General features: G+C 45.0%; 23 protein-coding genes. 18 read left to right on the top strand and 5 right to left on the bottom strand.

Annotation, left to right across the window (positions count from 1 at the left end):
- The first annotated feature begins 60 nt into the window (after nucleotides 1–60).
- Genes MDMS009_RS05850 through MDMS009_RS05840 form a run of 3 tightly spaced genes read left to right on the top strand, consistent with a single transcriptional unit; the run spans nucleotide 61 to nucleotide 2,377 of the window.
- Nucleotides 61–378, top strand: a complete 318-nt coding sequence (locus MDMS009_RS05850; RefSeq protein WP_008290808.1) for a PepSY domain-containing protein — start codon at nucleotides 61–63, stop codon at nucleotides 376–378.
- A 2-nt stretch (nucleotides 379–380) separates the two neighbouring features.
- The gene (locus MDMS009_RS05845) at nucleotides 381–1,049 is read left to right on the top strand and encodes a response regulator transcription factor (RefSeq protein WP_043887982.1); all 669 of its coding nucleotides are present in this window, start codon (nucleotides 381–383) and stop codon (nucleotides 1,047–1,049) included.
- Nucleotides 1,046–2,377, top strand: coding sequence for an ATP-binding protein (locus MDMS009_RS05840; RefSeq protein WP_008290752.1), 1,332 nt, complete (start codon nucleotides 1,046–1,048; stop codon nucleotides 2,375–2,377). The genes MDMS009_RS05845 and MDMS009_RS05840 overlap by 4 nt, the downstream gene beginning before the upstream one ends.
- On the opposite strand, the gene MDMS009_RS05835 is transcribed toward MDMS009_RS05840, so the two are convergent.
- Nucleotides 2,374–2,691, bottom strand: coding sequence for a PepSY domain-containing protein (locus MDMS009_RS05835; RefSeq protein WP_008290804.1), 318 nt, complete (start codon nucleotides 2,689–2,691; stop codon nucleotides 2,374–2,376). The genes MDMS009_RS05840 and MDMS009_RS05835 overlap by 4 nt on opposite strands.
- A gap of 117 nt (nucleotides 2,692–2,808) precedes the next feature.
- On the opposite strand from MDMS009_RS05835, the gene MDMS009_RS05830 reads away from it, so the two are divergent.
- The 15 genes from MDMS009_RS05830 (at nucleotide 2,809) to MDMS009_RS05760 (ending at nucleotide 21,627) form a co-directional block, all read left to right on the top strand.
- On the top strand, nucleotides 2,809–3,312 hold the full coding sequence (locus MDMS009_RS05830) for a MarR family winged helix-turn-helix transcriptional regulator (protein WP_008290785.1): 504 nt from the start codon (nucleotides 2,809–2,811) through the stop codon (nucleotides 3,310–3,312).
- 49 nt (nucleotides 3,313–3,361) lie between these two features.
- Nucleotides 3,362–3,802, top strand: a complete 441-nt coding sequence (locus MDMS009_RS05825) for a YybH family protein (RefSeq protein WP_008290781.1) — start codon at nucleotides 3,362–3,364, stop codon at nucleotides 3,800–3,802.
- A gap of 221 nt (nucleotides 3,803–4,023) precedes the next feature.
- On the top strand, nucleotides 4,024–6,456 hold the full coding sequence (gene nirB, locus MDMS009_RS05820; protein ID WP_008290745.1) for a nitrite reductase large subunit NirB: 2,433 nt from the start codon (nucleotides 4,024–4,026) through the stop codon (nucleotides 6,454–6,456).
- An 8-nt stretch (nucleotides 6,457–6,464) separates the two neighbouring features.
- Complete coding sequence (nirD, locus tag MDMS009_RS05815; protein WP_008290763.1) at nucleotides 6,465–6,770, top strand: nitrite reductase small subunit NirD; 306 nt, start codon at nucleotides 6,465–6,467, stop codon at nucleotides 6,768–6,770.
- A 17-nt stretch (nucleotides 6,771–6,787) separates the two neighbouring features.
- A complete protein-coding gene (locus MDMS009_RS05810; protein ID WP_008290773.1) occupies nucleotides 6,788–9,436 on the top strand; it encodes a nitrate reductase in 2,649 nt (882 codons plus the stop codon).
- Between the two features lie 254 nt (nucleotides 9,437–9,690).
- On the top strand, nucleotides 9,691–10,953 hold the full coding sequence (locus tag MDMS009_RS05805) for a hypothetical protein (RefSeq protein WP_008290776.1): 1,263 nt from the start codon (nucleotides 9,691–9,693) through the stop codon (nucleotides 10,951–10,953).
- A 367-nt stretch (nucleotides 10,954–11,320) separates the two neighbouring features.
- The gene (locus tag MDMS009_RS05800) at nucleotides 11,321–12,184 is read left to right on the top strand and encodes a hypothetical protein (protein ID WP_008290744.1); all 864 of its coding nucleotides are present in this window, start codon (nucleotides 11,321–11,323) and stop codon (nucleotides 12,182–12,184) included.
- 11 nt (nucleotides 12,185–12,195) lie between these two features.
- Nucleotides 12,196–12,810, top strand: coding sequence for an ANTAR domain-containing response regulator (locus tag MDMS009_RS05795; RefSeq protein ID WP_008290758.1), 615 nt, complete (start codon nucleotides 12,196–12,198; stop codon nucleotides 12,808–12,810).
- Nucleotides 12,811–13,084: 274 nt separating this feature from the next.
- Nucleotides 13,085–14,488, top strand: coding sequence for a CmpA/NrtA family ABC transporter substrate-binding protein (locus tag MDMS009_RS05790; RefSeq protein ID WP_043887997.1), 1,404 nt, complete (start codon nucleotides 13,085–13,087; stop codon nucleotides 14,486–14,488).
- Nucleotides 14,489–14,566: 78 nt separating this feature from the next.
- Nucleotides 14,567–15,589: an ABC transporter permease gene (locus MDMS009_RS05785; RefSeq protein ID WP_008290798.1), complete on the top strand. Its 1,023-nt coding sequence runs from the start codon at nucleotides 14,567–14,569 to the stop codon at nucleotides 15,587–15,589.
- A 9-nt stretch (nucleotides 15,590–15,598) separates the two neighbouring features.
- On the top strand, nucleotides 15,599–16,390 hold the full coding sequence (locus MDMS009_RS05780) for an ABC transporter ATP-binding protein (protein ID WP_008290774.1): 792 nt from the start codon (nucleotides 15,599–15,601) through the stop codon (nucleotides 16,388–16,390).
- Nucleotides 16,391–16,502: 112 nt separating this feature from the next.
- Nucleotides 16,503–17,786 carry an EAL domain-containing protein gene (locus tag MDMS009_RS05775; RefSeq protein WP_237700485.1) on the top strand — a complete coding sequence of 428 codons (1,284 nt, stop codon included), beginning with the start codon at nucleotides 16,503–16,505 and terminating at the stop codon, nucleotides 17,784–17,786.
- 172 nt (nucleotides 17,787–17,958) lie between these two features.
- Complete coding sequence (locus tag MDMS009_RS05770) at nucleotides 17,959–19,425, top strand: NarK family nitrate/nitrite MFS transporter (protein WP_008290739.1); 1,467 nt, start codon at nucleotides 17,959–17,961, stop codon at nucleotides 19,423–19,425.
- Nucleotides 19,426–19,439: 14 nt separating this feature from the next.
- The gene (locus MDMS009_RS05765; protein WP_008290765.1) at nucleotides 19,440–21,164 is read left to right on the top strand and encodes a bifunctional protein-serine/threonine kinase/phosphatase; all 1,725 of its coding nucleotides are present in this window, start codon (nucleotides 19,440–19,442) and stop codon (nucleotides 21,162–21,164) included.
- 31 nt (nucleotides 21,165–21,195) lie between these two features.
- Nucleotides 21,196–21,627 (top strand): RrF2 family transcriptional regulator, encoded by a 432-nt coding sequence (locus MDMS009_RS05760; protein ID WP_043887981.1) that lies wholly within the window; start codon nucleotides 21,196–21,198, stop codon nucleotides 21,625–21,627.
- Here the strand turns inward: MDMS009_RS05760 and MDMS009_RS05755 are convergent.
- From MDMS009_RS05755 to MDMS009_RS15785, 4 genes are all read right to left on the bottom strand, one after another.
- Nucleotides 21,602–22,462 (bottom strand): CHAD domain-containing protein, encoded by an 861-nt coding sequence (locus MDMS009_RS05755; RefSeq protein ID WP_008290793.1) that lies wholly within the window; start codon nucleotides 22,460–22,462, stop codon nucleotides 21,602–21,604. The two genes, MDMS009_RS05760 and MDMS009_RS05755, sit on opposite strands and share 26 nt — an antisense overlap.
- 14 nt (nucleotides 22,463–22,476) lie before the next feature.
- Nucleotides 22,477–22,992 (bottom strand): phosphohistidine phosphatase SixA, encoded by a 516-nt coding sequence (gene sixA, locus MDMS009_RS05750; RefSeq protein ID WP_081443601.1) that lies wholly within the window; start codon nucleotides 22,990–22,992, stop codon nucleotides 22,477–22,479.
- A 273-nt stretch (nucleotides 22,993–23,265) separates the two neighbouring features.
- Nucleotides 23,266–24,657 (bottom strand): PepSY-associated TM helix domain-containing protein, encoded by a 1,392-nt coding sequence (locus MDMS009_RS05745; protein ID WP_008290756.1) that lies wholly within the window; start codon nucleotides 24,655–24,657, stop codon nucleotides 23,266–23,268.
- 393 nt (nucleotides 24,658–25,050) lie between these two features.
- Nucleotides 25,051–25,869, bottom strand: a complete 819-nt coding sequence (locus MDMS009_RS15785; RefSeq protein WP_008290350.1) for an XRE family transcriptional regulator — start codon at nucleotides 25,867–25,869, stop codon at nucleotides 25,051–25,053.
- Nucleotides 25,870–25,923: the final 54 nt, after the last annotated feature.

The following is a 25,923-nucleotide window of genomic DNA, read 5'->3' as shown; positions in this document are numbered from 1 at the left end:
TCAGTTTAAATTAAGTTAGATATGGCATGTTGACCAACAGATTTATAGCTGGAATAAAGCATGCTTAACAAACTCTCTTGTGGCCTAACAATAACGATTGTCTGTGCTCTCGGCCTGACCTTTGGCACGATCACCTTGGCCGATCAAAAAGCCGACACGGCAAGACAACTTCAACAACGTGGCGATATCTTGCCGTTGGAACAGATCATTGATCTGGCTGTTGCCGTGAAACAAGGTCAAATTCTTGAGACAGATTTGGAGCGTGATGACGGCCGCTATGTCTATGAACTTGAAATTCTTGATAGCCGCGGACAAGTGTGGGAAATAGAACTGGATGCTCAGACAGGTGAGCTTCTTGAGCTTGAAAACGAGGATTAAACGTGCGGATATTGCTGGTTGAAGATGATCCGGTTCTTGGTCCTAACTTACAATCAGCATTGAATAAATCAGGCTTTGCCACGGATCTGTCTGAAGATGGCATTGATGGTGAAGCAATGGGGGACATTGAACCCTATGATCTTATCGTGCTTGATTTAGGCCTACCCGGGCAATCAGGGCTTGAGGTACTTAAAAACTGGCGACAGAGAGAGAATGCGACGCCCGTTATTATTCTCACAGCGCGAGATGCGTGGGAGGATAAAGTCTTGGGCTTTAAGGCGGGAGCCGATGATTATCTGGCCAAGCCTTTCCAAACAGAAGAGTTGCTAGTCCGTATCAATGCTGTTTTGAGGCGAAGCTCAGGCCTGAGTCCGGGCACGTTGAATTCAGATGGATTGATATTAGATGAGTCTAAACAAAGCGTCACCCTCAAGTCCGGTGAAAATCTTGCTTTAACCGGCACGGAGTTTAAATTACTGCGCTATTTCATGTTGCATCGTGGAAAGTTACTTTCTAAAACCACATTGACCGAACATGTCTATCAATTGGATAGCGATAAAGACAGTAATGTGATGGAAGTGTATGTGAATCGTCTAAGACAAAAACTGGGTCCCGATCTTATCCATACACGTCGAGGTCAGGGGTATGTATTTGGTAACGATTCGGCATGACTTCCATCCGCAGTCGTCTCTCTATTGGTCTGACGATATTGCTTGCCGTGTTATTGCTTGGTCAATGGTTATGGTTAACTTTCACAGTAAAAGAACTGGTTGAAAAGCAGGTCATTAAACATCTTCAGGAAGAAACTGAGAGTTTGTTAGCGAATCTAAATATCGACAAAACAGGCCAGTTACAGATTAGTGATGCTCAGCTCAGTAGCAATTACCAACGGGCTTTTTCCGGGCTTTATTTCGTCGTTGAAACAAAACAAAAAACGCTGTATTCACGATCCTTGTGGGACTTCAACCTTGTTAGTCAACGGGTGGGTACCGGGGTCAAAGATATTAGTTATATAGAAGGGCCACGTCAGCAACCCTTACTCGCTGTATCAGCAGGTTACTTCAAACAGGGCCAACAATTTACCATTACCGTCGCTGAAAATATCGATTGGATGTTAGCGGAAAAACGACTTCTTGTACGTAATTTTAGCTTGGTATCAGCAGTAGGCGTCTTACTATTATTGTTGTTTCAGGCGGGAATGATAAGACAGGTACTTCGCCCTCTGAGTCATGCACAACGTCAATTAAAAAAATTGGCAATAGGTGATATTGATAAAGTTGATGAACGCGCTCCAGATGAAATTCGCCCTTTATTGTCGGAGTTGAACCGGTTAACCAATAGCATGATCATCAAAACTCGCCGATCACGTCAATCGCTGGGTAACCTCGCCCACCGTTTAAAAACACAGCTCACATTATTAAATCAAATTGCAGACAAAGACAGTGTTAAACAAGATCCTCAAACGCGACAAATGATTTATCAACAAACTGAAGCGATACGACAGGTTATCGATCGTGAACTCAAGCGAGCACGTGTATCTGGCTTTACCTTACCTGGAAAAGGGGTGAATCTAGCCGAAATGCTGGAGCAACTCAGTGACACGTTGAATTTGATATACCAGGATAAACGATTAGCGATTCACTGGCATGTTGATACCAATGTTCGTTTTAACGGTGATCGTGAGGATATACAGGAACTATTAGGCAACTTGCTGGATAACGCGTGTAAATGGTGCCAGCATCAGGTTGATGTGAGTGCCAGTATGGAAGAGGGTTTAAAAATTGTTATTGACGATGATGGGCCGGGCTGTGAAGTTGACGATTTATCTCGTTTAACCCAACGTGGATTTCGTGCTGATGAATCTAAACCGGGTAGTGGTCTTGGCCTTGCTATCGTCTTTGATATTGTGGAAAGTTATGATGGCAAGCTACTTTTCAAGGATTCTGATAAAGGGGGACTGCAGGTGACAGTGCACCTGCAGTCTTCACTTCCTGATTAGAACCAGTCTTTTTCAATTTTACCCACTTCACCAGTTTTGGCATCGATATAAACTTCCCATTCATTGCCATCCGCATCAACGATTTCAAACTCGTAATCCCAGCCTTTTTTGAAGTCACGATCTTCAAGATCAGCATCCTCGATCACACCTGGTTTGGCTTCTAAAGCTTTAGCTGATGCTTCTTCCAGTGAAATCAACCCCAGTCCTTCAGATAAGGTTTTCATTTCACGGATGTCATCATCAGCATTTGCAATGCTTACCGCAGCAGTTAATGCAAATGCACCACTCAACGTCATAGCTGTAAATGTTTTCATTTCATTCTCCTTGGTTGTTGAACGCTTTACATAGTAGATTCTGAAACTTAAACCAAGCTGAATCTTCATGAAAAATAACTATTTGCAATTAGTTAGCTAGCTAACTATAATGAGCCTATGTTGCAAGTTAAAGAATTACCGGACGCTGAAGTACTGAAAAAATTCACTAAGCGTTACCCGGATGCCAATATTGAGCAGGTGCTGCAGTTTTTAACCTTTCTGCGGGTCGCCTCTGATCTGTCTAATAGTTTGGATCAGTTTCTTGGCAGTTATGATTTGTTGCAGGGACGTTGGTGGGTATTATTGTTGTTGATGCGTGAAGATGATTTTAGTTCTGTACCATCAACATTGGCCAAGCAGGCAGGTGTCAGTCGTGCAACGATGACTGGTTTGGTGAATGGTTTGCAACGTGATGGTTTAGTCTCCCGCGTCACCGATAGCCATGATAGACGTCAAAGTCGCGTCAGGGTGACAGCAAAAGGGCAGAGTAAATTAGATGAGGTTATGCCAGATTATTATCAACGGCTTAATAAGCTAATGTCAGTCTTTGATAAAGAACAGGGCGAGCATTTTATGACCTTATTACTTGCACTGAAAAGTCAACGCCATATTTTTGAGTAACACTTTTTTATCTTAATAGTTAGCTTCCTAATTAAATCAGGAGAAAAAAATGAAAAAATTATTGATAGCAACAACAGCAGCACTTGCACTGAGTGGGGCTGCATTCGCCCAAAGTCCAGAGCAGGTCGTCGCTGATGCGAATAAGCAATGGGACCAAGCCTTGAATCAAGGCAATATAGACAAACTAGTCAGTTTTTACACTGAGTCTGCGACCGTCTCTCCCGGAAATGGTGCTGTGTTAAGCGGGCATGAGGATATTCGCTCTTTGTTTGGTGGTTTTATCGAAAATGGTGTTCATAATCATCAGATCAAAACTGTGGACGTAATGGCTGCTGATCAACAAATTACCCAGATTGGTCATTGGCAAGCAGAAGGTGTCAATGCAGAAGGGCAGGCCATAAGTTTTGGTGGCGTTCTGGTCACAGTACTTAAGCAGAATGCAGCAGGAGAATGGGAATTACAGTCTCACGTGTGGAACGCCGCTCCCTGATCCATTTTAGTGCAGCTATCACAGGGAGGTGATAGCAGATTTTGAAGGTTTAAACAAACTTGATTTGCATTGGTGCAAGGCTGGTTTATTTTGGTGCGTAAATAAGTAAGTGGTGCACCAATTAAGGGCTCTCCGGAAAGTACATTTCCAATAATATCAATACCTTAAGAACTGGCACGGTCATTGCCATAGTCTTAAAATAGTTATTACCGGAGAGATCCATGAAAGAAAAATTAGTCCTTATTGGTAATGGGATGGCCGGGGTCAGAACACTTGAAGAACTACTCAAGTTAGCACCCGAAAAATACGACATTACTGTTTTTGGTGAAGAGCCTTACGGCAACTACAACCGTATTATGTTATCCCCTGTTTTGGCAGGCGAAAAAACCATTGATGAAATCATGATTAATGATATGCAATGGTACGAAGACAATAACATTACACTGCATGCAGGTAAGAAAATTACCAAGATTGATCGTGTTAATCGTCAGGTGCTTGCAGATGATGGCACTGTTGAAGAATATGATCGACTCTTGCTGGCAACCGGTTCTCGACCTTTTATGCTGCCGGTTCCGGGGGCAGACTTACCGGGTGTCATTAGTTTCCGAGATATCAAAGACGTCGATGAGATGTTGTCGACATCCAAAACCCACAAGAAAGCGGTCGTTATCGGTGGTGGTCTGTTGGGACTGGAAGCTGCAAATGGTCTGATGCTGCAAGGTATGGACGTTACCGTCGTCCATATCAGTGGCGTGTTGATGAACCAGCAGTTGGATGAGACTGCTTCTGACTTGATGTTGGAAGAGTTAAAAGGCAAAGGTCTGAACTTCTTAATGAATCATGCCACGGAATCAATCAGTGGTGATGGTCGCGTTGAGAAATTACACTTTAAAGATGGCAGTGACATTGATGCCGATCTGGTGGTAATGGCAGTAGGTATTCGTCCCAATGTTGAACTGGCAGACTCTGCCGGTATTCACTGTGACCGCGGCATTGTGGTAGATGACACCATGCAGACATTCGACCCGACTATCTATTCCGTCGGTGAGTGTGTGCAGCATCGTAATCAGACCTTTGGTTTAGTGGCGCCATTGTTTGAGCAAGCTAAAGTCTGTGCCAACCACCTGGCGAAAATGGGGATTGCCCGTTACATCAGCTCGGTTACATCAACTAAATTAAAAGTTACCGGTATTGATCTGTTTTCAGCAGGTGACTTTAATGGCGATGAAGAGACTGAAGACTTAGTATTCAAAGATGCCGCCCGCCACGTCTACAAAAAGCTGGTGATTAAGAATGACCGCTTAATTGGTGTTGTTCTGTATGGCGATACTGTTGACGGTACGTGGTACTTCCAGTTAATGCGTGATGCAACTGATGTTTCTGATATCCGCGAAAACATGCTGTTTGGCCAACATCACTTGGGCGACTCTGGTCACGGCGCTGCAAACTCAACAGATAACTTGCCTGATGATGCCGAAATTTGTGGTTGTAATGGTGTTTGCAAAGGCGATATCACTAAAGCCATCGCCGAACATAGCCTGTTCACTCTGGATGAAGTTAAAGCACATACAAAAGCGTCAGCGTCGTGCGGCTCTTGTACCGGTCTGGTAGAACAAATTCTGGCTTCGTCACTGGGGACAGATTTCAACGATACACCAAGCAAAAAAGCCATGTGTGGTTGTACTGATTTGTCTCATGATGAAGTCAAAAACGCCATTAAAGCGCAGGACCTGAAAAACATTCCTCAGTTGATGGAAGCGTTAGAGTGGAAAAATGCTGATGGCTGTCATTCTTGTCGTCCAGCGTTGAACTATTACATGTTAAGCAGCTGGCCTAATGAGTATGTCGATGATCCACAATCCCGTTTCATTAACGAACGTGTACATGCCAACATTCAAAAAGATGGTACGTACTCTGTGGTGCCAAGAATCTGGGGTGGGGTAACGAACCCGGGTGAACTGCGTGCCATTGCGGATATTTCAGAAAAGTATGATGTGCCCACCGTGAAAATTACCGGTGGCCAGCGTATTGATTTGTTGGGCGTGAAAAAAGACGACTTGCCGAAAATGTGGGCAGATCTAAGTGACGCCGGTTTTGTGTCTGGTCATGCTTATGGTAAATCACTGCGTACCGTCAAAACCTGTGTCGGTAGTGAGTGGTGTCGTTTTGGTACTCAAGACTCTACCGGCCTGGGTATTAAACTGGAAAAAATGACCTGGGGTAGTTGGACACCACATAAATTCAAGATCGCAGTATCAGGTTGTCCGCGTAACTGTGCCGAAGCCACCATTAAAGATATTGGTGTGGTGTGTGTCGATTCAGGTTACGAGCTTCATGTCGGTGGGAACGGTGGTATCAAAGTACGTGCGACTGACTTCTTGTGCAAAGTGGCAACAGAAGAAGAAGCGATGGAATACACCGCAGCTTATATGCAGCTCTATCGTGAAGAAGGCCATTATCTGGAACGGACGGCACCATGGATTGAACGTGTCGGATTAAATCACGTTCAGGCCTTAGTGGTGGATGATGCAGAAAATCGTAAGCGTCTCGCTGAGCGTTTCTATAAATCGCAAGAAAATTCCCAGAATGATCCTTGGGCAGAACATGCGGCCAAGTACAAAGAAAACTACATTCCAATTAAACAAGTAAGCTAGAGGTGAGCATGAGCTGGACCGAAGTTGGCCCACTGGCCGATATTCCAAATAAAGGATCACGCGTACTGGAGACCCCAGATGGTGACGTTGCCGTTTTCAGAACTGCAGGCGATGAAGTGTTTGCATTATTCGACCGTTGTCCACATAAACACGGCCCGCTATCACAGGGTATCGTTTATGATAAACGTGTTGCCTGTCCCCTACATAACTGGGTCATTGATATGGAAAGCGGTGAAGCGACAGGACCGGACGAAGGCTGTACGCGCACCTTTGACACTAAAGTCGAAGACGGCGTGGTTTTCATTTCGCTATAACTAAAGAGTCATCTGTTTTGGGTAAAGAACAAACTATTCAGACTACCTGTCCTTATTGCGGCGTTGGCTGCGGTGTGCTGGCCACACCGCAAGCTGATGGCACAGTGAGCATTGAGGGCGATAGCAATCATCCGGCTAACCTTGGACGTTTATGTTCAAAGGGATCAGCTTTAGGTGAAACGGTCGACCACGGTAATAGACTGTTACACCCCAAAATTGATGGCAAGCGTGTGCCTTGGGATGAAGCACTCAACACAGTAAGCCGAAAGTTTAACGATATCATTGCAAAACATGGGCCTAACGCCATTGGCTTTTATGTTTCAGGTCAGATTCTGACTGAAGACTATTACACCGCGAATAAGCTCATGAAAGGCTTTATCGGTAGTGCCAATATTGATACGAACTCACGCTTATGTATGTCATCTGCTGTGGCGGGCTACAAACGCGCCTTTGGTAGCGACTCAGTGCCATGCAGTTATGAAGATCTGGAGCAAGCTGATTTATTAGTGATTACTGGTTCGAACCTTGCCTGGTGTCACCCTGTTATTTTCCAGCGTATCAGACAGGCCAAAGAAGATCGGCCTGAGATGAAAGTGGTGGTCATCGACCCACGCACAACAGCGACCTGTGATTTAGCTGATCTGCACTTGCCATTACGTCCAGGCAGCGACGCCAGTTTATTTAACGGTCTGTTGAATTACCTGAAAAAAGAAGATTATCTGGATCTTGATTTTCTTGAGCAGCATACCGAAGGTTTTTCGGCCGCCTTGAAAGCAGCAAAAACATCAGCAGGTAACATTCCCCAAGTGTCAGCGGTAACCGAGTTACCAGAACAAGACATTATTAAGTTTTATCAGTTATTTGCTTCCACTGAAAAAGTGATTACCTTGTATTCACAAGGCGTTAACCAGTCCACATCAGGAACAGATAAAAGCAACAGCATAATTAATTGCCATTTAGCCACAGGGCGTTTGGGTAAACCGGCAATGGGGCCATTTTCAATGACCGGCCAGCCTAATGCGATGGGGGGCCGTGAGGTGGGTGGTTTGAGTAATCAGCTTGCCGCCCATATGGAAATTACCAACCCCGAGCATCATGATCGTGTTTCCCGCTTTTGGGAAACTGACCGCCTGGCAACAGAAAATGGTGCCAAAGCGGTAGATTTATTTAATGATGTGGGTGAGGGTAAAATCAAAGCGGTCTGGATCATGGCAACGAACCCCGTCGTCAGCTTGCCTGATGCCGATAAAGTAAAAGCCGCTTTAGAACAATGTGAGCTGGTGGTGGTTTCGGAATGTGAGAGCAACACGGATACCACTGAGCTGGCTGATATCTTGTTGCCAGCTGCCGCTTGGGGTGAAAAAGACGGGACGGTCACTAACTCTGAGAGACGTATTAGCCATCAGCGTCAATTTTTAATAGCACCCGGTGAAGCCAGACCTGATTGGTGGATCATCACACAAGTTGCCAGAAAAATGGGATTTGAAAAGGCATTTCCATTTGAAAAGCCCGTTGATGTGTTTCGTGAACACGCTCGCTTGTCTGCATTTGAAAACAATGGCAGCCGTGATTTTGATTTAAGCGGTTTAGCGGAGATAAGTGACGAAGCCTATGAAAAACTGGCTCCTATTCAGTGGCCAGTCAGTGACAATGCGCCAGCAGGCACGGCACGATTATTTACGGATTACCAATTTTTTACGCCAAACGGTAAAGCCAGAATGGTGCCGATTGAGCCGAAGTTACCAGAAAATAAAACATCAGATGACTATCCGTTGGTGCTAAACACCGGCAGGATTCGTGATCAATGGCATACGATGACACGGACGGGGCGGGCGGTAAGGCTCAATGCGCATATTCCCGAACCCATGGTACAAATCCATCCGGTAGATGCTCAAAACTGGGGGTTGGTTGATGGCGCTTTAGCACAAGTCAGCAGCAAGCTTGGGAAGATGATTGTTCGGGTGGTTATCACTGACGAACAAAGACCTGGCAGTGTGTTTGTACCGATTCACTGGAGTAATCAATCAGCTTCTCTGGCGCGGGTAGATGCCTTAGTGGCGGCTGTTGTCGATCCGATTTCAGGGCAACCTGAGTCAAAGCATACGCCAGTCAAAATCAGACCGTATCAACCGGTCTGGCATGGCTTTATTTTGTCGCGCCACCCAATATCAGTCAAAGATGCTAACTACTGGGTGAAAGTCCGCGGTGGGCAATTCTGGCGTTATGAAATTGCCGGTGAACAAGAAATCCAACATCCGGATGTTTGGGCACAAAAGCATTTAGGCACAAATGGCGAATGGCTAGATTTTATTGATAAAAAAGCAGGGCGCTACCGCGCCGGGATTATTGTTGGTAACCGTTTGGAAGGCGTTGTTTTTGTTGCGCCTGACCATGATTTACCGGCACGTTCGTGGTTATCACAATTATTTACCTCGCCTAGCCTGACAGACGAAGAGCGTTATAGCCTGTTGGTTGGTCAACCAGGTAAAGGGCAGAAGGACTGCGGTGCCATTGTGTGTTCATGTTTTGGTGTGGGTGAAAACACCTTAAAAGAGGCCATTGCAGTCGGCAAGCTTACGTCGGTGGATGAGATTGGCAACAAATTGAATGCCGGCACCAACTGTGGCTCGTGCATTCCTGAATTGAAAAAGCTACTCGGTCACTAATTCAGTGGCCCGAAGTAGTGCACATCACCATTAAATAAGTATTCAATTGGTGCATTTCAGTCATGGTTTTGTAATAAATATGTATAAAGCAAAATAAAATCAACGTGTTATGAAATTGGCATTATGGTTGCTAATTACTAGTCAGTGACTCTGCAACGACGCAGCCATACATCTATAAAAACTAATTCATTTAACCAAGGTAACGAGGCCATGATCTGGACACCAGATCGTGGCTTTTTTTATGAGGATAAAACATGCCACAACTGAAAAAACTTACCGCATTAACACTGATCGCCACTGGTCTGAGTAGTTTTGCATTTGTACCCGCAACCGCCCAGGCTGAGGATGCGTTTATGGAAGCACTGACTGGCGGTAAGGTTAGCTTTTCTGCCAGAGCGCGTTATGAGACTGTGCAGCAAGATAATGCGTTAGATGATGCTGATGCGTTTACCTTGCGCACCACGTTAGGCTATAAAACAGGCGCTTTCCATGGTTTCAGTGGTTTTGTTGAGTTTGAGGATGTCTCGCATTTGGGATCAGATAAATTTAACGCTGCCGGCACAAATGGCGAACCAGGCTATTCGATTGTCGCCGATCCAGAAGGGACCGAAGTCAATCAAGCGTATTTGGCTTACAACAACTTTGACACGACATTTAAGTTTGGTCGTCAAATCATTACCTTTCGCGATGCGCCGTTCCACCGTTACATCGGTACAGTGGGCTGGCGTCAGAACTGGCAGACGTTTGATGCATTAAGCATAGTCAATAAATCATTGCCTGATACCACATTAAGCTATGCCTATATAGACAAAGTCCAGACCATTTTTGGTGATGATGGCAATTTGGCTGCATTGATGGTGGATGATGGTGAAATCCATATGGATAGCCACTTATTTAATGCACAATACAGTGGTCTGCCAATTGGTAATTTGGAAGGCTATGCCTATCTTCTGGATTACGAAGATTCAGTGGATGACTCAGCATATTCACGTGCCACTTATGGTGTAAGACTGGCTGGCGCACAAGCTATTAATGATGACTTTAAAGTTGTCTACACAGCCGAGTATGCAACACAGGATGATTATGCTGATGGTGAAATGGATCAGCAAGACTATTCCCTAGTCGAGTTAGGTGGTAAATACAAAGGCTGGTTATTAAAACTGTCACATGAAACACAAGAAGGTGATGGTACTTTCAGTTTTCGCACACCACTTGGAACCAACCATGCGTATCAAGGTTGGGCAGATAATTTCTTGAACACTCCGGCAGCAGGGCTTGAAGATACTTACGTCACGCTTGTTGGTAATGTTATGGGAGCGAAACTGGTCGCGGTTTATCATGATTTTGAAACTGATGAAGGCAGTCTCGATGCCGGTGATGAGTTCGATATCATGCTGGCGAAAACCTTCAATAAGCATTACACCCTAGGTGTGAAATATGCTGACTACAATGCTGATGAAGAATTTGGCGGTGTCGATACCGAGAAATTCTGGCTTTGGGGTCAGGTTAAGTTTTAATCGTTATCCACCTTCTTAAAAAAGCCGGGCTTAGCCCGGCTTTTTTGTTTGAGCCACAGTCGAAATATGCACCACAATCGTTCAACAGGCCAACCGAGACACCAAGATGTAGCACTGATAAATACCCTTAGCTTTGTAAGGTGTTGAAATGTATACATAAAACACTTGGCACAGCTTATGCAAAATCATTTGTGTAACTAACTTGCAGGAGGCTGTTATGGGGTATTTGATTGATTTAATGTATCTGCTGAAAGAGTTGGTGAAATTAGTGTTTATGGTCATGATTTCACCGTTGGGCATCATGGCTGGTTTTTTGGCGGCTTGGGATTAATTAGTCAGGCAACGTCAACGTCATTGGAGAGCAAAGATGTATCCGATGTTTATCGGTGGTGTCACCGTTATAGGTCTGCTGTTTTTGTTCAATCGCCTTGCCTTGCTAAGAAAGCAAGAACAAAAGCGTATTGAGCAAGGCATCGTATTAACCGTTCATCTGAAACGTATTATTGATAGCTGCCAGAAGCACCGTGGCACGAGTAATGCGATCAATCAGGGTAATGCAAAGCTCAAACCTCAACTAGTGAATTTGCAGAGTGATATAGAGCGCCTGATCAACAGTACTGATAGCAGATTGCTGCAAAGATTTCCTCAATGGGAGTCATTTGCAGAGCATTGGCCACGGCTCAAGAAGCATGCATTAGCAGGTGATCTTAAATCACATAACCTGGTGCGTCAGCACAGTTTAATGATTGATGGCCAGCTTTCCTTACTAGATGATGTGATGCGCGATCATGATTTACATCGCATGATGCTGGATCGTTGCACACGCGTTTCAGAAGTCTGTCTGGACACTCTACGTGTAGCCGAAACAGTTGGACAAACCCGGGCGATCGGTTCTGGTATTTGTGCTCACGGTACGTGTGAAGGGGCGGATAGAATCATCATCGATTTCTTACGGATCTCGGTACAAAATACGACACGTGAGCTGTTGAAAGAGATTAACAGTATTAAAAACGATGATTTGCACACCACTTTACAGGCTGCTGCAAAGGCCATTAACGATAGTGTTAGTAAGTTAGTCGACCTGGTAGAAAAGCAAGTACTCAAAGAAGGGCGTTTGCAGATCGACACCAATGATTATTTCAATATCTCAACGCGGGCCATTGATGAGGTGCTAAAAGTGTTTGGCATCATCATCCACTATGCCTCTCAACAACACACAAGAATGATATGAGCACCGTTGCTATGAATTCCACGACTATCGATAACGTCATTAATACTATAGTGATTAGTGAGCAACCGTTGCTGACGGCCAAACTGAGTGAAGCGTTAGCTACGACGGAATACAAAATTATTTTTGAAGGCAGTACTTTACAACAGCTTTTATCACTCAAATGGAGTGAAGAGCCACAACTTATTATCGCGATTATGGATACCAGTGATAATCAAGTGCTGAGTAAGTTTAAAGTGATTAATGAACAGTTTCCGATGCCTATCGTTATCTTTACCCATGATGATCGTGATGATGCGATTGAACAGGCCATCGAGGCGGGTGTCAGTGCCTATATTGTGGATGGTTTCCGTGAAGATCGGGTGCAACCTATCTTACGAACGGCATTACTGCGGTTCAAGCAATATCAGTCGATGAAAACGCAATTGAAGGATTTAAAAACATCACTCGCTGATCGCAAAGTGATTGACCGGGCAAAAGGCTTAATCATGGAGCAGCGTCAGTGCACTGAAGATGAGGCCTATCGTCTTTTACGCAGTTCAGCAATGAATCAGAACATGCGTTTAGCTCAGCTGGCACAGAATATTCTGGCAACGGCAAACTTACTCGAGCCGAAAAAAACGCTTTAATTGACATGCACCAGTGCTGTGCGATTTAGGCACGTGTCACACTAAAGTTGTGCAGGATTTGATATGCAGAAAATCTCATAGTCAATATTAAGCTGCTGATAAATAACACAAGTTAATTTAGGTATTTTGTTGGCATATTAACTGCTAACTACTCTCTGAGTCACAACCCAACGACGGGTAACCTTAAAAAATTTGAATACGGATAAAGGCGTCCTTGATGAGCAAAATGCTCAGCAAGGACGCCTTTTTTTTGGACAAAATTTGGGAGCAGATAATGCACAAAAATCCTTTATCAATCACACGTCGTAAGATGGTGAAAACATTAGCTGCAGCAAGTCTGGTATTGAGTACCGGTTTGATGTCAGCAACGACGGCATATGCTGCACCAGGTGAGGTTGAAAAACCTGATCTGAAATTTGGTTTTATTAAATTGACCGATATGGCGCCACTAGCGATTGCCTATGAAAAGTTCTTTTTTGAAGACGAAGGCCTCTATGTCACCTTAGAAGCGCAAGCTAACTGGAAAGTGTTACTTGATGGCGTTATCGACGGCACTTTAGATGGGGCTCATATGCTGGCTGGTCAGCCGCTTGGAGCCACAATTGGCTTTGGTACAAAAGCAGATATTATCACTGCGTTTAGCATGGATCTAAATGGTAATGGCATTACCGTCTCCAATGATATCTGGGAACAAATGAAACCCAATATTCCAAAAGGTGAAGACGGCAAACCAGTGCATCCAATCAGTGCTGAAGCGCTGAAACCTGTTGTCGAATCTTATAAAGCGGAAGGCAAGCCTTTTAATATGGGCATGGTGTTCCCGGTATCAACACATAATTATGAATTACGTTACTGGCTGGCCGCGGGAGGGATTCACCCGGGGTATTACGCACCACATAAAGGCGATGTGAGTGGTCAACTGCAAGCCGATGCGATGCTCTCAGTGACGCCGCCACCACAAATGCCTTCTACAATGGAAGCCGGCACTATTTATGGCTATTGCGTCGGTGAGCCGTGGAACCAACAAGCTGTGTTTAAAGGCATTGGTGTGCCGGTTATTACCGACTATGAGATCTGGAAAAACAACCCTGAAAAAGTGTTTGGCGTCAGCAAATCATGGGCTGAAGAAAACCCCAACACTCACATTGCAGTTGTTAAAGCCTTAATTCGTGCAGCACATTGGCTTGATGAAAATAACAATGCCAACCGTCCTGAAGCTGTAGAAATCTTGTCACAAAGTAATTATGTCGGTGCGGATTATGACGTTATCGCTAACAGCATGACAGGTACGTTTGAGTACGAAAAAGGCGACAAGCGTGAAGTGCCAGATTTCAACGTATTCTTCCGTTACAACGCCACATACCCTTACTACAGTGATGCCACCTGGTATCTGACACAGATGCGTCGTTGGGGACAGATTGCTGAACCTAAAGCAGATAGCTGGTACATGGATATTGCGAAGAAAGTTTACCGTCCTGATATCTATGAAGTGGCAGCGAAAGAGCTGATTGCTGAAGGTAAGCTGGATGCAGCAGATTTCCCTGATTTTGATACAGAAACCGGTTACAAAGCACCACAAACAGAGTTCATCGACAACATTACGTTTGATGGTACTAAGCCGAATGCTTATCTGGAGCAATTTCCGATTGGTCTGAAAGGCGAAGAAATCGTTGAGTAAATTATAGAAGCAATGTAGTTCAACCTGCCTGTTATGGCAGGCAGGTTGATTGTTTCGACCCTAAAATAAAGAGCGAAAATGAAAGATAAACTAATTTATTTTCTGGAATTAACTGGTTTTAACTGGTTTATTCCACTAGTGAAATTGGGGACGGGGGACTCGCCTAAAGCCCAGTTGCAGGATCTGGCGAAGATGGTCGGTGTACCACTCTTCGCGATTGTTGTTTTCCTGCTGTTATGGCACATGGGGGCGGCCAAAATTATTACCAGTCTAGGGCAAGTACCCGGCCCAACGCAGGTGTGGGAACAAACCACTGTATTGGTGGATGAGCATTATGAAGAACGTGAGCGTGAGCAGGCATTTATTGAACGGCAGGAAAAACGTAATGCCATTAAGCTGGAAAAAAATCCTGATGCTGACGTGACTATCCGTCCTTACACTGGTAAGGAAACCTTTTTTGATCAAATTCTGACCAGTCTTGCCACGGTATTTGTCGGCTTTTTATTAGCGAGTGTGATCGCCATTCCAATTGGTATCGTCGCCGGGCTGAGCAATACTTTGTATTCGGCTATAAACCCACTGATTCAGATTTTTAAACCGGTCTCACCGCTTGCCTGGTTACCGATTGTCACGATGGTCGTCAGTGCTTTGTATGTGTCCGACAATCCCTTGTTTGCAAAATCGTTTGTCACCTCAGCGATCACGGTTATGTTGTGCTCATTGTGGCCCACCTTGATCAACACCGCGGTGGGCGTGTCTTCGATAGATAAAGATCTTATCAATGTTGCACGCGTTTTACGCCTGAATTATCTGACGACCATTTATAAGGTGGTCATTCCTGCATCTATTCCGATGATTTTTACCGGACTCAGAATCTCCCTAGGTATCGGCTGGATGGTATTGATTGCCGCCGAGATGCTAGCGCAAAACCCGGGCTTGGGTAAGTTTGTTTGGGATGAGTTCCAAAATGGCAGCTCAGAGTCGCTCAGTCGCATCATGGTAGCGGTACTGACTATCGGTATCGTCGGCTTCATTCTGGATCGCATTACGCTGAGTTTCCAGAAGTTCTTTTCATACGACAAAAACGCAACGATTCGCTAGGACACTATCATGGATAAATACCTTAATATCGATCACGTCAGTATCGACTTTCCAACACCTAACGGCCCATTTCGTGCTCTCGACAACGTTAACCTTAAAATTGATAAGGGCGAGTTTGTCAGCATTATTGGTCACTCAGGCTGTGGTAAATCAACCGTTATGAATATTGTCGGTGGTTTATATCAGGCAACAGAAGGTGGTGTGATTTTGGAGGGGCGTGAAGTCAATGACCCTGGCCCTGATCGTGCCATTGTGTTTCAGAACCATTCTTTATTTCCATGGCTGACCTGTTATCAGAATGTGGAGCTGGCAGTTAAGTCTGTATTTGGTGGCAAGCGTTCAAAGCAGGAAATGAAAGACTGGATCGAACATAACCTGAGTTTGGTGCATATGAGTCATGCCATGCATAAATTGCCCTCAGAGATTTCGGGAGGCATGAAACAGCGTATTGGCATTGCCCGTGCCTTATCAATGGAACCGAAAGTGTTATTGATGGACGAGCCGTTTGGCGCACTGGATGCACTGACGCGTGCTCACTTGCAGGATTCGTTGATGGAGATTCAGGCTGAACTGAACAATACTGTCATTATGATTACGCATGATGTTGATGAGGCGGTTTTACTATCAGACAAAATTGTCATGATGACCAATGGCCCCGCTGCATCGATTGGTGAAGTAATGGATGTGAAGTTGCCTCGTCCACGTAAACGCTTAGAACTCGCTGATAATGGGGATTACAACCATTACCGCTCGGAAGTCATTCACTTCCTGCATGCGCGTCATGCTCGCAAGGTAGCCTAAAGTTGAACAAGGCCTTACCGATATATGGGGTAAGGCCTCTCTCCCTCGTTTGTGGTGTGTGTTTCATCACAAAAAATTCATAACCGGCATGTACTAATCTGGGGAAAGGTTTATGTTAATTAGACGCGCACAAGTATCTGTGAGGCCAGATTTAGGTATGTGTGATATTTCATATAACGACGAATACTTCGCTGCGCAGTTTGCTGGATTATCGCTGTCGTCTGTTTTTCAACCCATATTTAGTATCGCACATCGTAAGCCGGTGGGTTATGAGGGGCTCGTACGTGCCCACGATATTGAGGGTAGTCAAGTGTCGCCGTTGCAAATATTTCAGCGCCCTGAATCGACGAAACAACACCTTGAGTTAGATCGTACTTGCCGATTATTACATGCCCGCAATTTTGCGGAGCAACAAGAACCCGATAGTTGGTTATTTCTTAACTTAAATTCACAGTGTCTGGTTTCGGAACGTCCCGATGCAGGTTTCATGCGTCAGTTAATGGCACAGAGTGGCCTAGGCGCAAGGCGTATTGTGATTGAGATTTTGGAAAGTGAGATTGACGATCGAGAGTATCTAAAACACCTGATTCACCATTTCAGAGAATTAGGCTGCCTGATTGCGATTGACGACTTCGGCGCGGGGCACTCTAATTTTGATCGAATCTGGGAGTTACAACCAGACTTAGTGAAATTGGATCGCAGTCTAGTAAAACAGGCCGCCAAGTCATTAAAGATAGAACGCATCCTAACCGGTATTGTTTCTCTTATCCATGAAGCAGGCAGTCTAGCCATTATTGAGGGGGTTGAAACAGAACAAGAAGCCATGGTGGCCATTTCCAGTAATGCCGATATGGTACAGGGCTTTTACTTTGCCATGCCTTCAGCAGACATCGTCAGCGATAAAGGCTTTGCCGACAAGATGGATGCCTTATTACACCAACAGCAAAATGTTCGCAGCCAGTACAATCGTAAATTGCAGCAGCATTTTTATGACTTTCGCGAACGTTATGATGCTGAGGTTCGTTTTTTTGAAGAAAATAAAGTCTTTGATCAATGTGGCCACAAACTATTCGAAGATGAACGGGTTGTCCGGTGTTTTCTGCTGGATGAGAATGGCTACCAGATCGGTAAGAGTCTTTATTCACCTAAATACACAGAAAAACTGGATATTCGCTTTACGCCATTGCTTTCTGGTGACAATGCAAACTGGTCGCACCGACATTATCATTACCGAGCTATGCAAAATCCGGGTGTATCCCAAATCAGCCGTCCCTATCTATCCGTTGCCGGATCGCATATGTGTATCACGGTATCCCACGCTGTGCAGCTTGATAATAAAACGATGGTGTTTTGTTGCGATTTAGATTGGCCAGATGAAGATTTATCTCTCGACTAAACTGCACTTTTACAGTGCGGTTCTGCACCAATGTTGACGTAAACCGGTGCCTGAAATACCTATTAATTCTTAGCAAAACCCAGTAAAACAGTCACTTACAGAACTGGCATGATTCCAGCACTTAGAAGCCGAACCAATGTTGGTAAGGTGTTCTAAAGAGAGAACTGAACTCATGTCTAGTCAAAAACTAAACCTACTGTCCTTCAGCGGCAATATTCGTACGCTCCATCTGACCTGGATGGCTTTTTTTATTACTTTTGTGGTCTGGTTTAACCATGCACCATTGATGGTTGCCATCCGCGATACGCTGGGTCTCGATGATCAGCAGGTCAAAACACTCCTCATTTTAAATGTCGCATTAACTATTCCAGCACGAATAGTGGTGGGAATGCTGGTCGATAAATACGGCCCTAAAATCATGTTCAGCATGTTGCTGGGTATTTCCAGTTTTATCTGTTTTTTCTTTGCTATTGCGGATAGCTTTGAACAAATGGCAGTGGCGCGTTTCATGCTGGGTTTTGTGGGGGCCGGTTTCGTGATTGGTATCCGCATGATTTCAGAGTGGTTCCCGGCAAAACAAGTCGGCCTGGCAGAGGGCATTTACGGTGGCTGGGGTAACTTTGGTTCGGCCGCGGCGGCCATGAGTTTGCCAACACTTGCCTTGCTGTTTGGTGGTGAACACGGCTGGCGTTACGCGATTGCGACAACCGGTGCTGTTGCTTTGGTTTATGCCTTCATTTACTACAACACCGTGTCTGATACGCCGAAAGGGTCAACCTACTTCAAACCGAAGAAATCCGGAGCGATGGAGGTAACCAGTAAAGGTGATTTCTTTCTCTATATTGTTATGACTGTGCCACTTTATGCTGCCTTAGCGTTGTTGGCATGGAAACTGTCACCAGCAGGGGTTGAGCTGTTATCACAAAATATTGCCTATGCCATTTATGTCGGTTTAGTCGCATTGTTTTTGTATCAGGTTTATCACATCTATCAAGTCAACAAAGAGGTGTTTATAAAAGAGGTGCCTGAAATTCACCGTTATAGCTTTAAGCAAGTCGCTGTCTTGGACTTAGCCTACCTGGCTACCTTCGGTTCTGAGCTGGCGGTTGTTTCAATGTTGCCTTTGTATTTCAGTGACACATTTGATATCAGCGCGGTACAAGCGGGTTTATTAGCATCGGGCTTTGCGTTTATGAATCTGGTATCTCGTCCAATGGGTGGCTTATTCAGTGACCGTCTAGGGCGGAAGAAAACATTAACGATTTGTATCACTGGCTTGGCGATTGGTTATGTTGTGCTGGGGATGATTACACCGGAATGGTTCCTGGTGTTTGCTGTACTGGCAACCATGGCGTGTTCATTTTTTGTGCAAGCGGGTGAAGGTGCTGTGTTTGCTGTTGTACCCTTAGTACAACGTCGCCTGACTGGTCAAATCGCTGGTATGGCGGGTGCTTATGGTAATGTGGGTGCGGTGACTTTCCTGACAGTCTTATCGTTAGTGTCTGCTCAGACATTCTTTTTTGTTATTGCAGGAACAGCCGTTATTGCGCTGATTGCGGTACAGTTTATGGACGAGCCGCGTGGCCAGATGGCTGAAATTCTGCCAGACGGTACAGTGCAAATGATTGACGTCCACTAAGCAAAGGTTTTGCGATGGTAGCTAGGTTAAAGGTCACCGTTGGCCAATACTCTGATAAAGGCATAAAAGCTGAAAATCAGGACTCGATTGGTTTTTCTGTGCCCGGCAACCTAGCTTTGCTTGAAACCAAGGGCATTGCTTGTGCTTTGGCTGATGGTATTAGTAGCAGTGCCGAAGGCAAGCAAGCCAGTCAGGCTTGTGTCACTGGGTTTATCGCCGATTATTTCAGTACACCGGACACTTGGTCTGTAAAACAGTCTGGCGGTAAGGTGCTAACAGCGATTAATACTTGGCTACATGGTCAAAGTAGTCAGTATAAAGATGCCTCCAGAGGCCTTGCCAGCACATTTAGTGCAATTGTGATTAAGTCGACAACCGCTCACCTTTTTCATGTGGGTGATTCACGGATCTATCTATTTCGAGACGGTGAGTTAGAGCAATTAACCACTGACCATCGTATTCGCATTGATGCCGAGCAAGAATACTTAGGTCGAGCCTTTGGCGTCGATTATTGTCTCGACATTGATTACAAATCATTGACCGTGGAAGAGGGCGACAGGTTTCTCCTAACCACAGATGGTATTCATGATGTTATCAGCGACAAACGGCTCAAGTTATTGTTCAAAGAGCATGATGCTGATCTTGATGCTTTTTCACAAAAGATGTGTGATCTGGCTATCGCTGAGGGCAGTAAAGACAATGTGAGTTGTCAGATCCTGCTGGTGGAGCAGTTACCAAGCCAAGATGCCAATGAGGTGTTTGCACAGTTAACCGCATTACCTTTCCCGCCTGAGTTATACGAAGGCGTTATTTTGGACGGTTATCGGGTTACGCGAGAGATTCACGCCAGTTCGACCAGTCAGCTTTATTTGGCCGTTGATACTGACACTGGTGAAAAAGTTGTCTTAAAAACGCCCTCGGTCAATTTTGAAGATGATCCGGCCTATTTGGAGCGGTTTCAACTTGAAGAATGGATAGGCCGCCGTATTGTGAGTCCGCATGTTATTCGTACCGTTGAGCAGAAACGCCCACGTCGCTTTCTTTACTATGTGCTTGAGTATGTGGATGGCAAAACGCTTGAACAGTGGTTGGATGATGTAGGCACGTTAGATTTGAAAACGGTACGTGAGCTGGTGCCACAAATTGTGTCTGGGCTGCGCGCTTTTCATCGGCTGGATATGCTGCATCAGGATCTGAAACCCGGCAATATCATGATTTCTCACGATGGGGTGTTGAAAATTATCGACTTTGGCTCAACCAAGATTGCCGGAATCGCTGATATATCAACTCCTGTTGAGCGCCGCGAATTACTTGGTACAAAACATTATACCGCCCCTGAATATTTGCTTGGACGGCCCGGGATGACGCAATCGGATCAGTTTGCCTTAGGCTGTATCGTGTATCAGATGCTGACAGGTAAACTGCCTTACGGAGAAAAGCTTGCTAAAGCGCGTGAGCAACGCGGCATCAACCGCTTAAATTACCGTCCTATCAGTGAATATATTAGCGATATTCCGCACTGGGTTGATAAAGCCGTTCGTAAATCTGTTCAAGTCAGTCCTGAGTCGCGTTATGAGGCCTTGTCTGAGTTTGAATCGGACTTGGTTAAACCTAACCCTGATTTTTTGCGTGAAGACCAACTGCCGCTGTTACAACGAAACCCGGTCGGTTTTTGGCGATCTCTATCATTGCTTTTGTTGATAACCAATCTCGTATTGGCTTATTTACTGATGCAGTGACTCAGGTCTTAGATTCCGATTTCTGATCATTATGCATCTTTCCCGCTTTTCTGATTATTCGGTGCGAGTTTTAATGTATCTGGCGTTAAACCAAGACCATGTGGTGACGATTGCCAATATAGCGGATACTTACAAAATTTCAGAAAACCATCTCACCAAAGTTGTGCATTATCTTGGACAGCAAGCTTATATAAAAACGATCCGAGGTAAAGGTGGCGGAATGCGATTAAATAAAACACCTACGGAGATAAGTTTGGGCGATCTCTTCAGAAAAACAGAAGGCAAAGCGGGTTTATTACCGTGTGTGAATGGTGAGGGTGATTGTTGCATTATGTCGGTGTGTCGTCTGATTGCAATATTAAATGAGTCGCAGCAAGCGCTTTACCACGTGTTTGACAAATATACCCTAGCCGACTTGGTCGTCGACAAATTCTCACTCAGTCAGATTCTGACTCCTTCCTGATGCCATCCCAGGGTAAGGCAAGCTGAGTAAATGTCTCTAAGCTTGTTTCTAGAGTGGACTTAAGTTGTTGGCTGGTATTTTTTGTTGCACTGAGAATCAGCATGAATTCATGCTGAGTTTGATCAGGCAGACTAGTCAGCATAGTTTGCTGTACAGAAGCATCATGAATCAGTCCCAGATCGTCCTGTAGTGCTTTCATTGCGGTTATGAACCCGGTATTAGTGCTTTGTAATATCGGTGCCAATAATTCACAGCCATAGCGTAGTTGCTTGATACGGATACGTAACTGGTGCAGCATTATTTCATCGTTCAAGTCCAAACCTGACTGCAGTTCTAGGACACGGTCATAATGTTGTTGTAATTGCTGTTGTGCAAGGCTGGATGTCAAAATCGAAAGATGTTGACCATGCAGGCTGGCCCATTGGCTATTTTTAAGCTGTTTTTTGAGTTTACGGCAGGGCTTATTGAATGACTTGGACTGCAGCTGTTTAGCCAGACTCTCATGCTGCTGTTTTTTCTGGCTTTGCAGCAAATGCTCGAGTGCTGAGTCCGTGCTTGAATCAGGGTAATGAGTCTCCAGAAAGACATCTAGATCTCTTGCCTTATCAAGCAGTTTAGCCAGATATTTGAGTTTTCGGCGCCAGTGTTGACGGTAGTCAGGTTGCAGTACTGGAGTAAAAACAGTAAAAGCAGTTCGCATACGCCTTAGGCTGACGCGAAGCTGATGAACGCCTTCGGGATCATGACCTTTAATCGCTATTTTACGCCAGCGCTTAATCTGTTTAAGTTCAGTTAACAGTATGGACGGCAATGCCTTGATGGCGCGGCGTTTCATATTGTCAGACTCTATTAGAGCTGTTTTCCGTGTATGACTTGTTTGGTGAAACAACTGTGACGATTGAGCGAACTCCAATCACCATCAAACTCGAGCACAACCAAACTGGCTGGTGATAGATGTATATCTCTAGCTGGATCAGAGGCTAAATCATTACACAGCGATGCAACTACTGTTTCCAATGTAGGGTTATGTCCCACTATCATAACGCAGCGGATACGATTATTGAGTCCCTGCAATAGAGACAAAAATAGATCGGTATTAGCAAGGTAAAGTGTTTCGCGAGTCGTAATTTGGCTGGGATCAATTAACAGTTGTTCACAGATTATATTCGCGGTTTGCATAGCACGATTGGCGCTAGAGCAATAAATAGATTGTGGTATCAGCTTTACATCACGAAGATGCTGGCCGAGATTCTCAGCGTCCTGCCGACCCGCTACGGTGAGTGCACGTTCATGATCACCACGCGCGGCTTCTGGCTCGGCCTTGGCGTGACGCAAGAGCATGATTTTCTTGGGTATAGAAGTCATCTTTGCGGTTCCGGTAGTAAACAAAAGCGGTAGGACAGGAAATCGTTAAACAGTCAGGTACTACTACTCAAGCTTAATCTGCGCGTGACAGACACGCAACGTCTTGTAGCCGGTCACTGTATTCATGAGCAGGTCAAATATATTGCCGTTTCTGGAACCGTTAACGATCTTGTTAAACCGACTCACGCGTTATCTACACATAATGCGAAGAAACCAGTGAACACACAAACAATAAGGTGGCACACAGTAGCATGCCTGCCTCACTGTCTAGTGTTACTTGAATATAACTCGGAGTTTTTCTACTCTTGAAATCAGTAGCAAGTCAATGCTGATGATCGCGGCAATAGCAACAGCTGAGAGAGGAAAGCACAAAGCGACAATCAGCATCAGTACCACAACAGCCTTATTGGCTGATGGATGAGCAGGGGGCGGTGCTAAAGCGGGCGTCTTTTTCGGTCGGCGTTTTAACCACATCATGAGACCACCGACAATCATGCTAACGGTAAAAGCACAGATAATCAGGTTAAGCAGCAGATTCCACAGACCAAGATCACCCTGATGTAATGGAATACCAGCTGTCATTGCCTTGCCCATCAGTGGGTAGTCAGCAAACCGAAGATCGGCAAGAACAGCGCCGGTATGTCGATCAAGGTGCAGCGTGCGTTCTTGATTCGGGTTAGTTATATCACCGGCCATCGTGGTTGCTGAGATTGTCCATACACTGTTTGCATTGGCAGGAAGGTGAACCCGGAAGTTATCAAAGCCTTGTTCATTAGCAATCTGGAGCACCTGGTCCAAGGTGATGTCTCCGTGCATATCAGAAGTCATTTCTGATTGTGGCATGGGGGTTTGCTCCAGTGCCCAAGGGACGTGCTCCATGCCCTCATGGTTCATACTTTCATGGGTTTCTTTAGCTTCTGGGGCAACAAAAGTTGTACTCGGTACCGAGCTCCAGGCTTGGGTAAGTTTTCCACCCCAGATATTAGTCCATGATAAGCCTGAAAGCAGTAAGAACAATAAAGGAATGGCCATGATCAGGCCAATAAAACTGTGTAGACGACGCCAGTCAGTTCGGTTCATCAGGCTGGTTCGTGGCAGCATGTCTCGCCAGCCGTGTCGTTGCAATGCCAGATAAATGCCAGTCAGCACCATCAGTATCGCCAGTCCGGCTGCAATTTCAATCAGACTATCACCGAGATCGCCCAGATAAAGTTTGCCATGGAATGTCTTGATACTCGCATAGAGTGTCGTGCTGGAATCATGCTCACCCAGTAGCTCGCCGTTATATGGATTTAAATAGGCCGTGGTACTCGGTGCGCCATGCCCCCCGGAATGGCCACCACCATGGTGTGATACCAATGAAAATTGTGCTGAATGGGTAGCGTCAGACGGCGGGATATAGAGTTTCACATGAGATTGGGGAAACTGTTGCTGTACGGTAGAAAGCTGCTTAGATGCTGGTAAGATCGTGCCCTCAGGACTAACCTGAGTCATATCCGACATCAACATACTGTCTATGGGTTTACTTAACAGCATGAGCAGTCCACTTCCCGCCAGAGCTAGTAGAAAGGGGATGACCAGTAAGCCGGCATAGAAATGCCAACGCCAAAGTGCCAGAGAAAAAGCGTTTTCTTTAGAAGTGGCCGTGTTTTTAGCTATGGTCATGTAGGGTTTGTCTCTAGGCGATTTTCAGACCTGCATAAAAAAAACAATGCAGCCGCGAACAGGAAGAATAACCGGCTCTGTTCTTCAAGTCTAGATGAGGAGGGAAGGGCGTATCATGCCACTGCTGTATGAGATAGCGGTGAAATGACTTATCACGCGCGAATTTCGCTTATGATAATTTAGTTGAGCTGGTCTAAGTTGAACAGGCTGGGTGAATGAGGACAGATGGATTAAGTAAGACGGGATATAACGGGATTTAATGGTTTTAAATGGGAAGAAGCTTTTAATAATGAGGGTTTGAGTAACATTTAAAGCTTATTTAATAATTAATTATGGATCGCGATCATTTTAAATATAGTAAACATTTAGACACATGAATTGCGATCAAGCTCATTAGTGACGACGACCACTCCAAACAACTCGCCCAATAATCGAAAGCTCGTTCTGCAAATCAAAATCCAGTGATATCTCAAAAGGCTCATAAGCTGGATTATCACTGGTAACCTTTAACCGCTGACTTGGTAGGCGCTGTAGCCGTTTAACTAGTAATGACTCACCCATTCTGATTACATAGATGCCGTCACGTTTAGCAACGTTGTCAGTGTGATCAACGAGTATAACGTCGCCTGGACGCAATGCAGGCTCCATGCTCTCACCTTCTACATAAATCAGATATAAATTAGCTGGGCTGCTGTGTAGCTCGTTATATATCCATTCTTTTTTGAATATAAGTGCATCAGTTTCCTCTTCCTCGTGAATGACATAACCGTTGCCAGCTGATGCTTTTACATCAAACAGTGGGATGTGGGCGAATGTTTCCATAATGCTACCAGTTCCTGCTGAATAGTCTTTGATGCTCGATCCCACTTCTTCGTTGGAAGTGGGATCGACTTGCCCCACTTTAGATTTTCGATCCCGCTTTTCATAAGTTTCTGATTCGTTTGAATTTCTATGTGTTGATGATGAATTATCATCAACATCTAAGTGGGATCGAGTTGGAAAGGTTTCGTTCCCCGTCAGCACGTAATACGAATTAAACCCAAGCCCTAATATTTTTTCTAAATAAATAGCATCAGGGCTACGTTCACCTTTTTCATATTTGGCTTGTGACTGCCTTGTGATTCCAACAAAGTCAGCAACATCCTGCTGGGTTAAGCGTAGACGCTTACGCTCCTCTAGTATTCTGCCGCCAATGTAAACTAATGATTCCATTACAAGCCCTTGACAATGTTATTTTATGTGTACATAATTTTTGCAGGTGTTATG

It is taken from the genome of Methylophaga thiooxydans DMS010 (genome assembly GCF_000156355.1).
In the GTDB taxonomy this organism is placed as follows: domain Bacteria; phylum Pseudomonadota; class Gammaproteobacteria; order Nitrosococcales; family Methylophagaceae; genus Methylophaga; species Methylophaga thiooxydans.
Note: the sequence above shows the minus strand (reverse complement) of the source record. Positions and strands in the feature narration are given on the sequence as shown.

Excerpts from the sequence above, each read along its gene's own strand:
- nirB (WP_008290745.1), top strand. The coding sequence starts at position 4,024 with ATGAAAGAAAAATTAGTCCTTATTGGTAATGGGATGGCCGGGGTCAGA.
- MDMS009_RS05850 (WP_008290808.1), top strand. The coding sequence starts at position 61 with ATGCTTAACAAACTCTCTTGTGGCCTAACAATAACGATTGTCTGTGCT.
- MDMS009_RS05840 (WP_008290752.1), top strand. The coding sequence starts at position 1,046 with ATGACTTCCATCCGCAGTCGTCTCTCTATTGGTCTGACGATATTGCTT.
- MDMS009_RS05835 (WP_008290804.1), bottom strand. The coding sequence starts at position 2,691 with ATGAAAACATTTACAGCTATGACGTTGAGTGGTGCATTTGCATTAACT.
- MDMS009_RS05755 (WP_008290793.1), bottom strand. The coding sequence starts at position 22,462 with ATGAAACGCCGCGCCATCAAGGCATTGCCGTCCATACTGTTAACTGAA.
- MDMS009_RS15785 (WP_008290350.1), bottom strand. The coding sequence starts at position 25,869 with ATGGAATCATTAGTTTACATTGGCGGCAGAATACTAGAGGAGCGTAAG.
- MDMS009_RS05745 (WP_008290756.1), bottom strand. The coding sequence starts at position 24,657 with ATGACCATAGCTAAAAACACGGCCACTTCTAAAGAAAACGCTTTTTCT.
- MDMS009_RS05795 (WP_008290758.1), top strand. The coding sequence starts at position 12,196 with ATGAATTCCACGACTATCGATAACGTCATTAATACTATAGTGATTAGT.
- MDMS009_RS05765 (WP_008290765.1), top strand. The coding sequence starts at position 19,440 with ATGGTAGCTAGGTTAAAGGTCACCGTTGGCCAATACTCTGATAAAGGC.
- MDMS009_RS05785 (WP_008290798.1), top strand. The coding sequence starts at position 14,567 with ATGAAAGATAAACTAATTTATTTTCTGGAATTAACTGGTTTTAACTGG.
- sixA (WP_081443601.1), bottom strand. The coding sequence starts at position 22,992 with ATGACTTCTATACCCAAGAAAATCATGCTCTTGCGTCACGCCAAGGCC.
- nirD (WP_008290763.1), top strand. The coding sequence starts at position 6,465 with ATGAGCTGGACCGAAGTTGGCCCACTGGCCGATATTCCAAATAAAGGA.
- MDMS009_RS05790 (WP_043887997.1), top strand. The coding sequence starts at position 13,085 with ATGCACAAAAATCCTTTATCAATCACACGTCGTAAGATGGTGAAAACA.
- MDMS009_RS05830 (WP_008290785.1), top strand. The coding sequence starts at position 2,809 with ATGTTGCAAGTTAAAGAATTACCGGACGCTGAAGTACTGAAAAAATTC.
- MDMS009_RS05805 (WP_008290776.1), top strand. The coding sequence starts at position 9,691 with ATGCCACAACTGAAAAAACTTACCGCATTAACACTGATCGCCACTGGT.
- MDMS009_RS05770 (WP_008290739.1), top strand. The coding sequence starts at position 17,959 with ATGTCTAGTCAAAAACTAAACCTACTGTCCTTCAGCGGCAATATTCGT.
- MDMS009_RS05825 (WP_008290781.1), top strand. The coding sequence starts at position 3,362 with ATGAAAAAATTATTGATAGCAACAACAGCAGCACTTGCACTGAGTGGG.
- MDMS009_RS05800 (WP_008290744.1), top strand. The coding sequence starts at position 11,321 with ATGTATCCGATGTTTATCGGTGGTGTCACCGTTATAGGTCTGCTGTTT.
- MDMS009_RS05780 (WP_008290774.1), top strand. The coding sequence starts at position 15,599 with ATGGATAAATACCTTAATATCGATCACGTCAGTATCGACTTTCCAACA.
- MDMS009_RS05760 (WP_043887981.1), top strand. The coding sequence starts at position 21,196 with ATGCATCTTTCCCGCTTTTCTGATTATTCGGTGCGAGTTTTAATGTAT.
- MDMS009_RS05775 (WP_237700485.1), top strand. The coding sequence starts at position 16,503 with ATGTTAATTAGACGCGCACAAGTATCTGTGAGGCCAGATTTAGGTATG.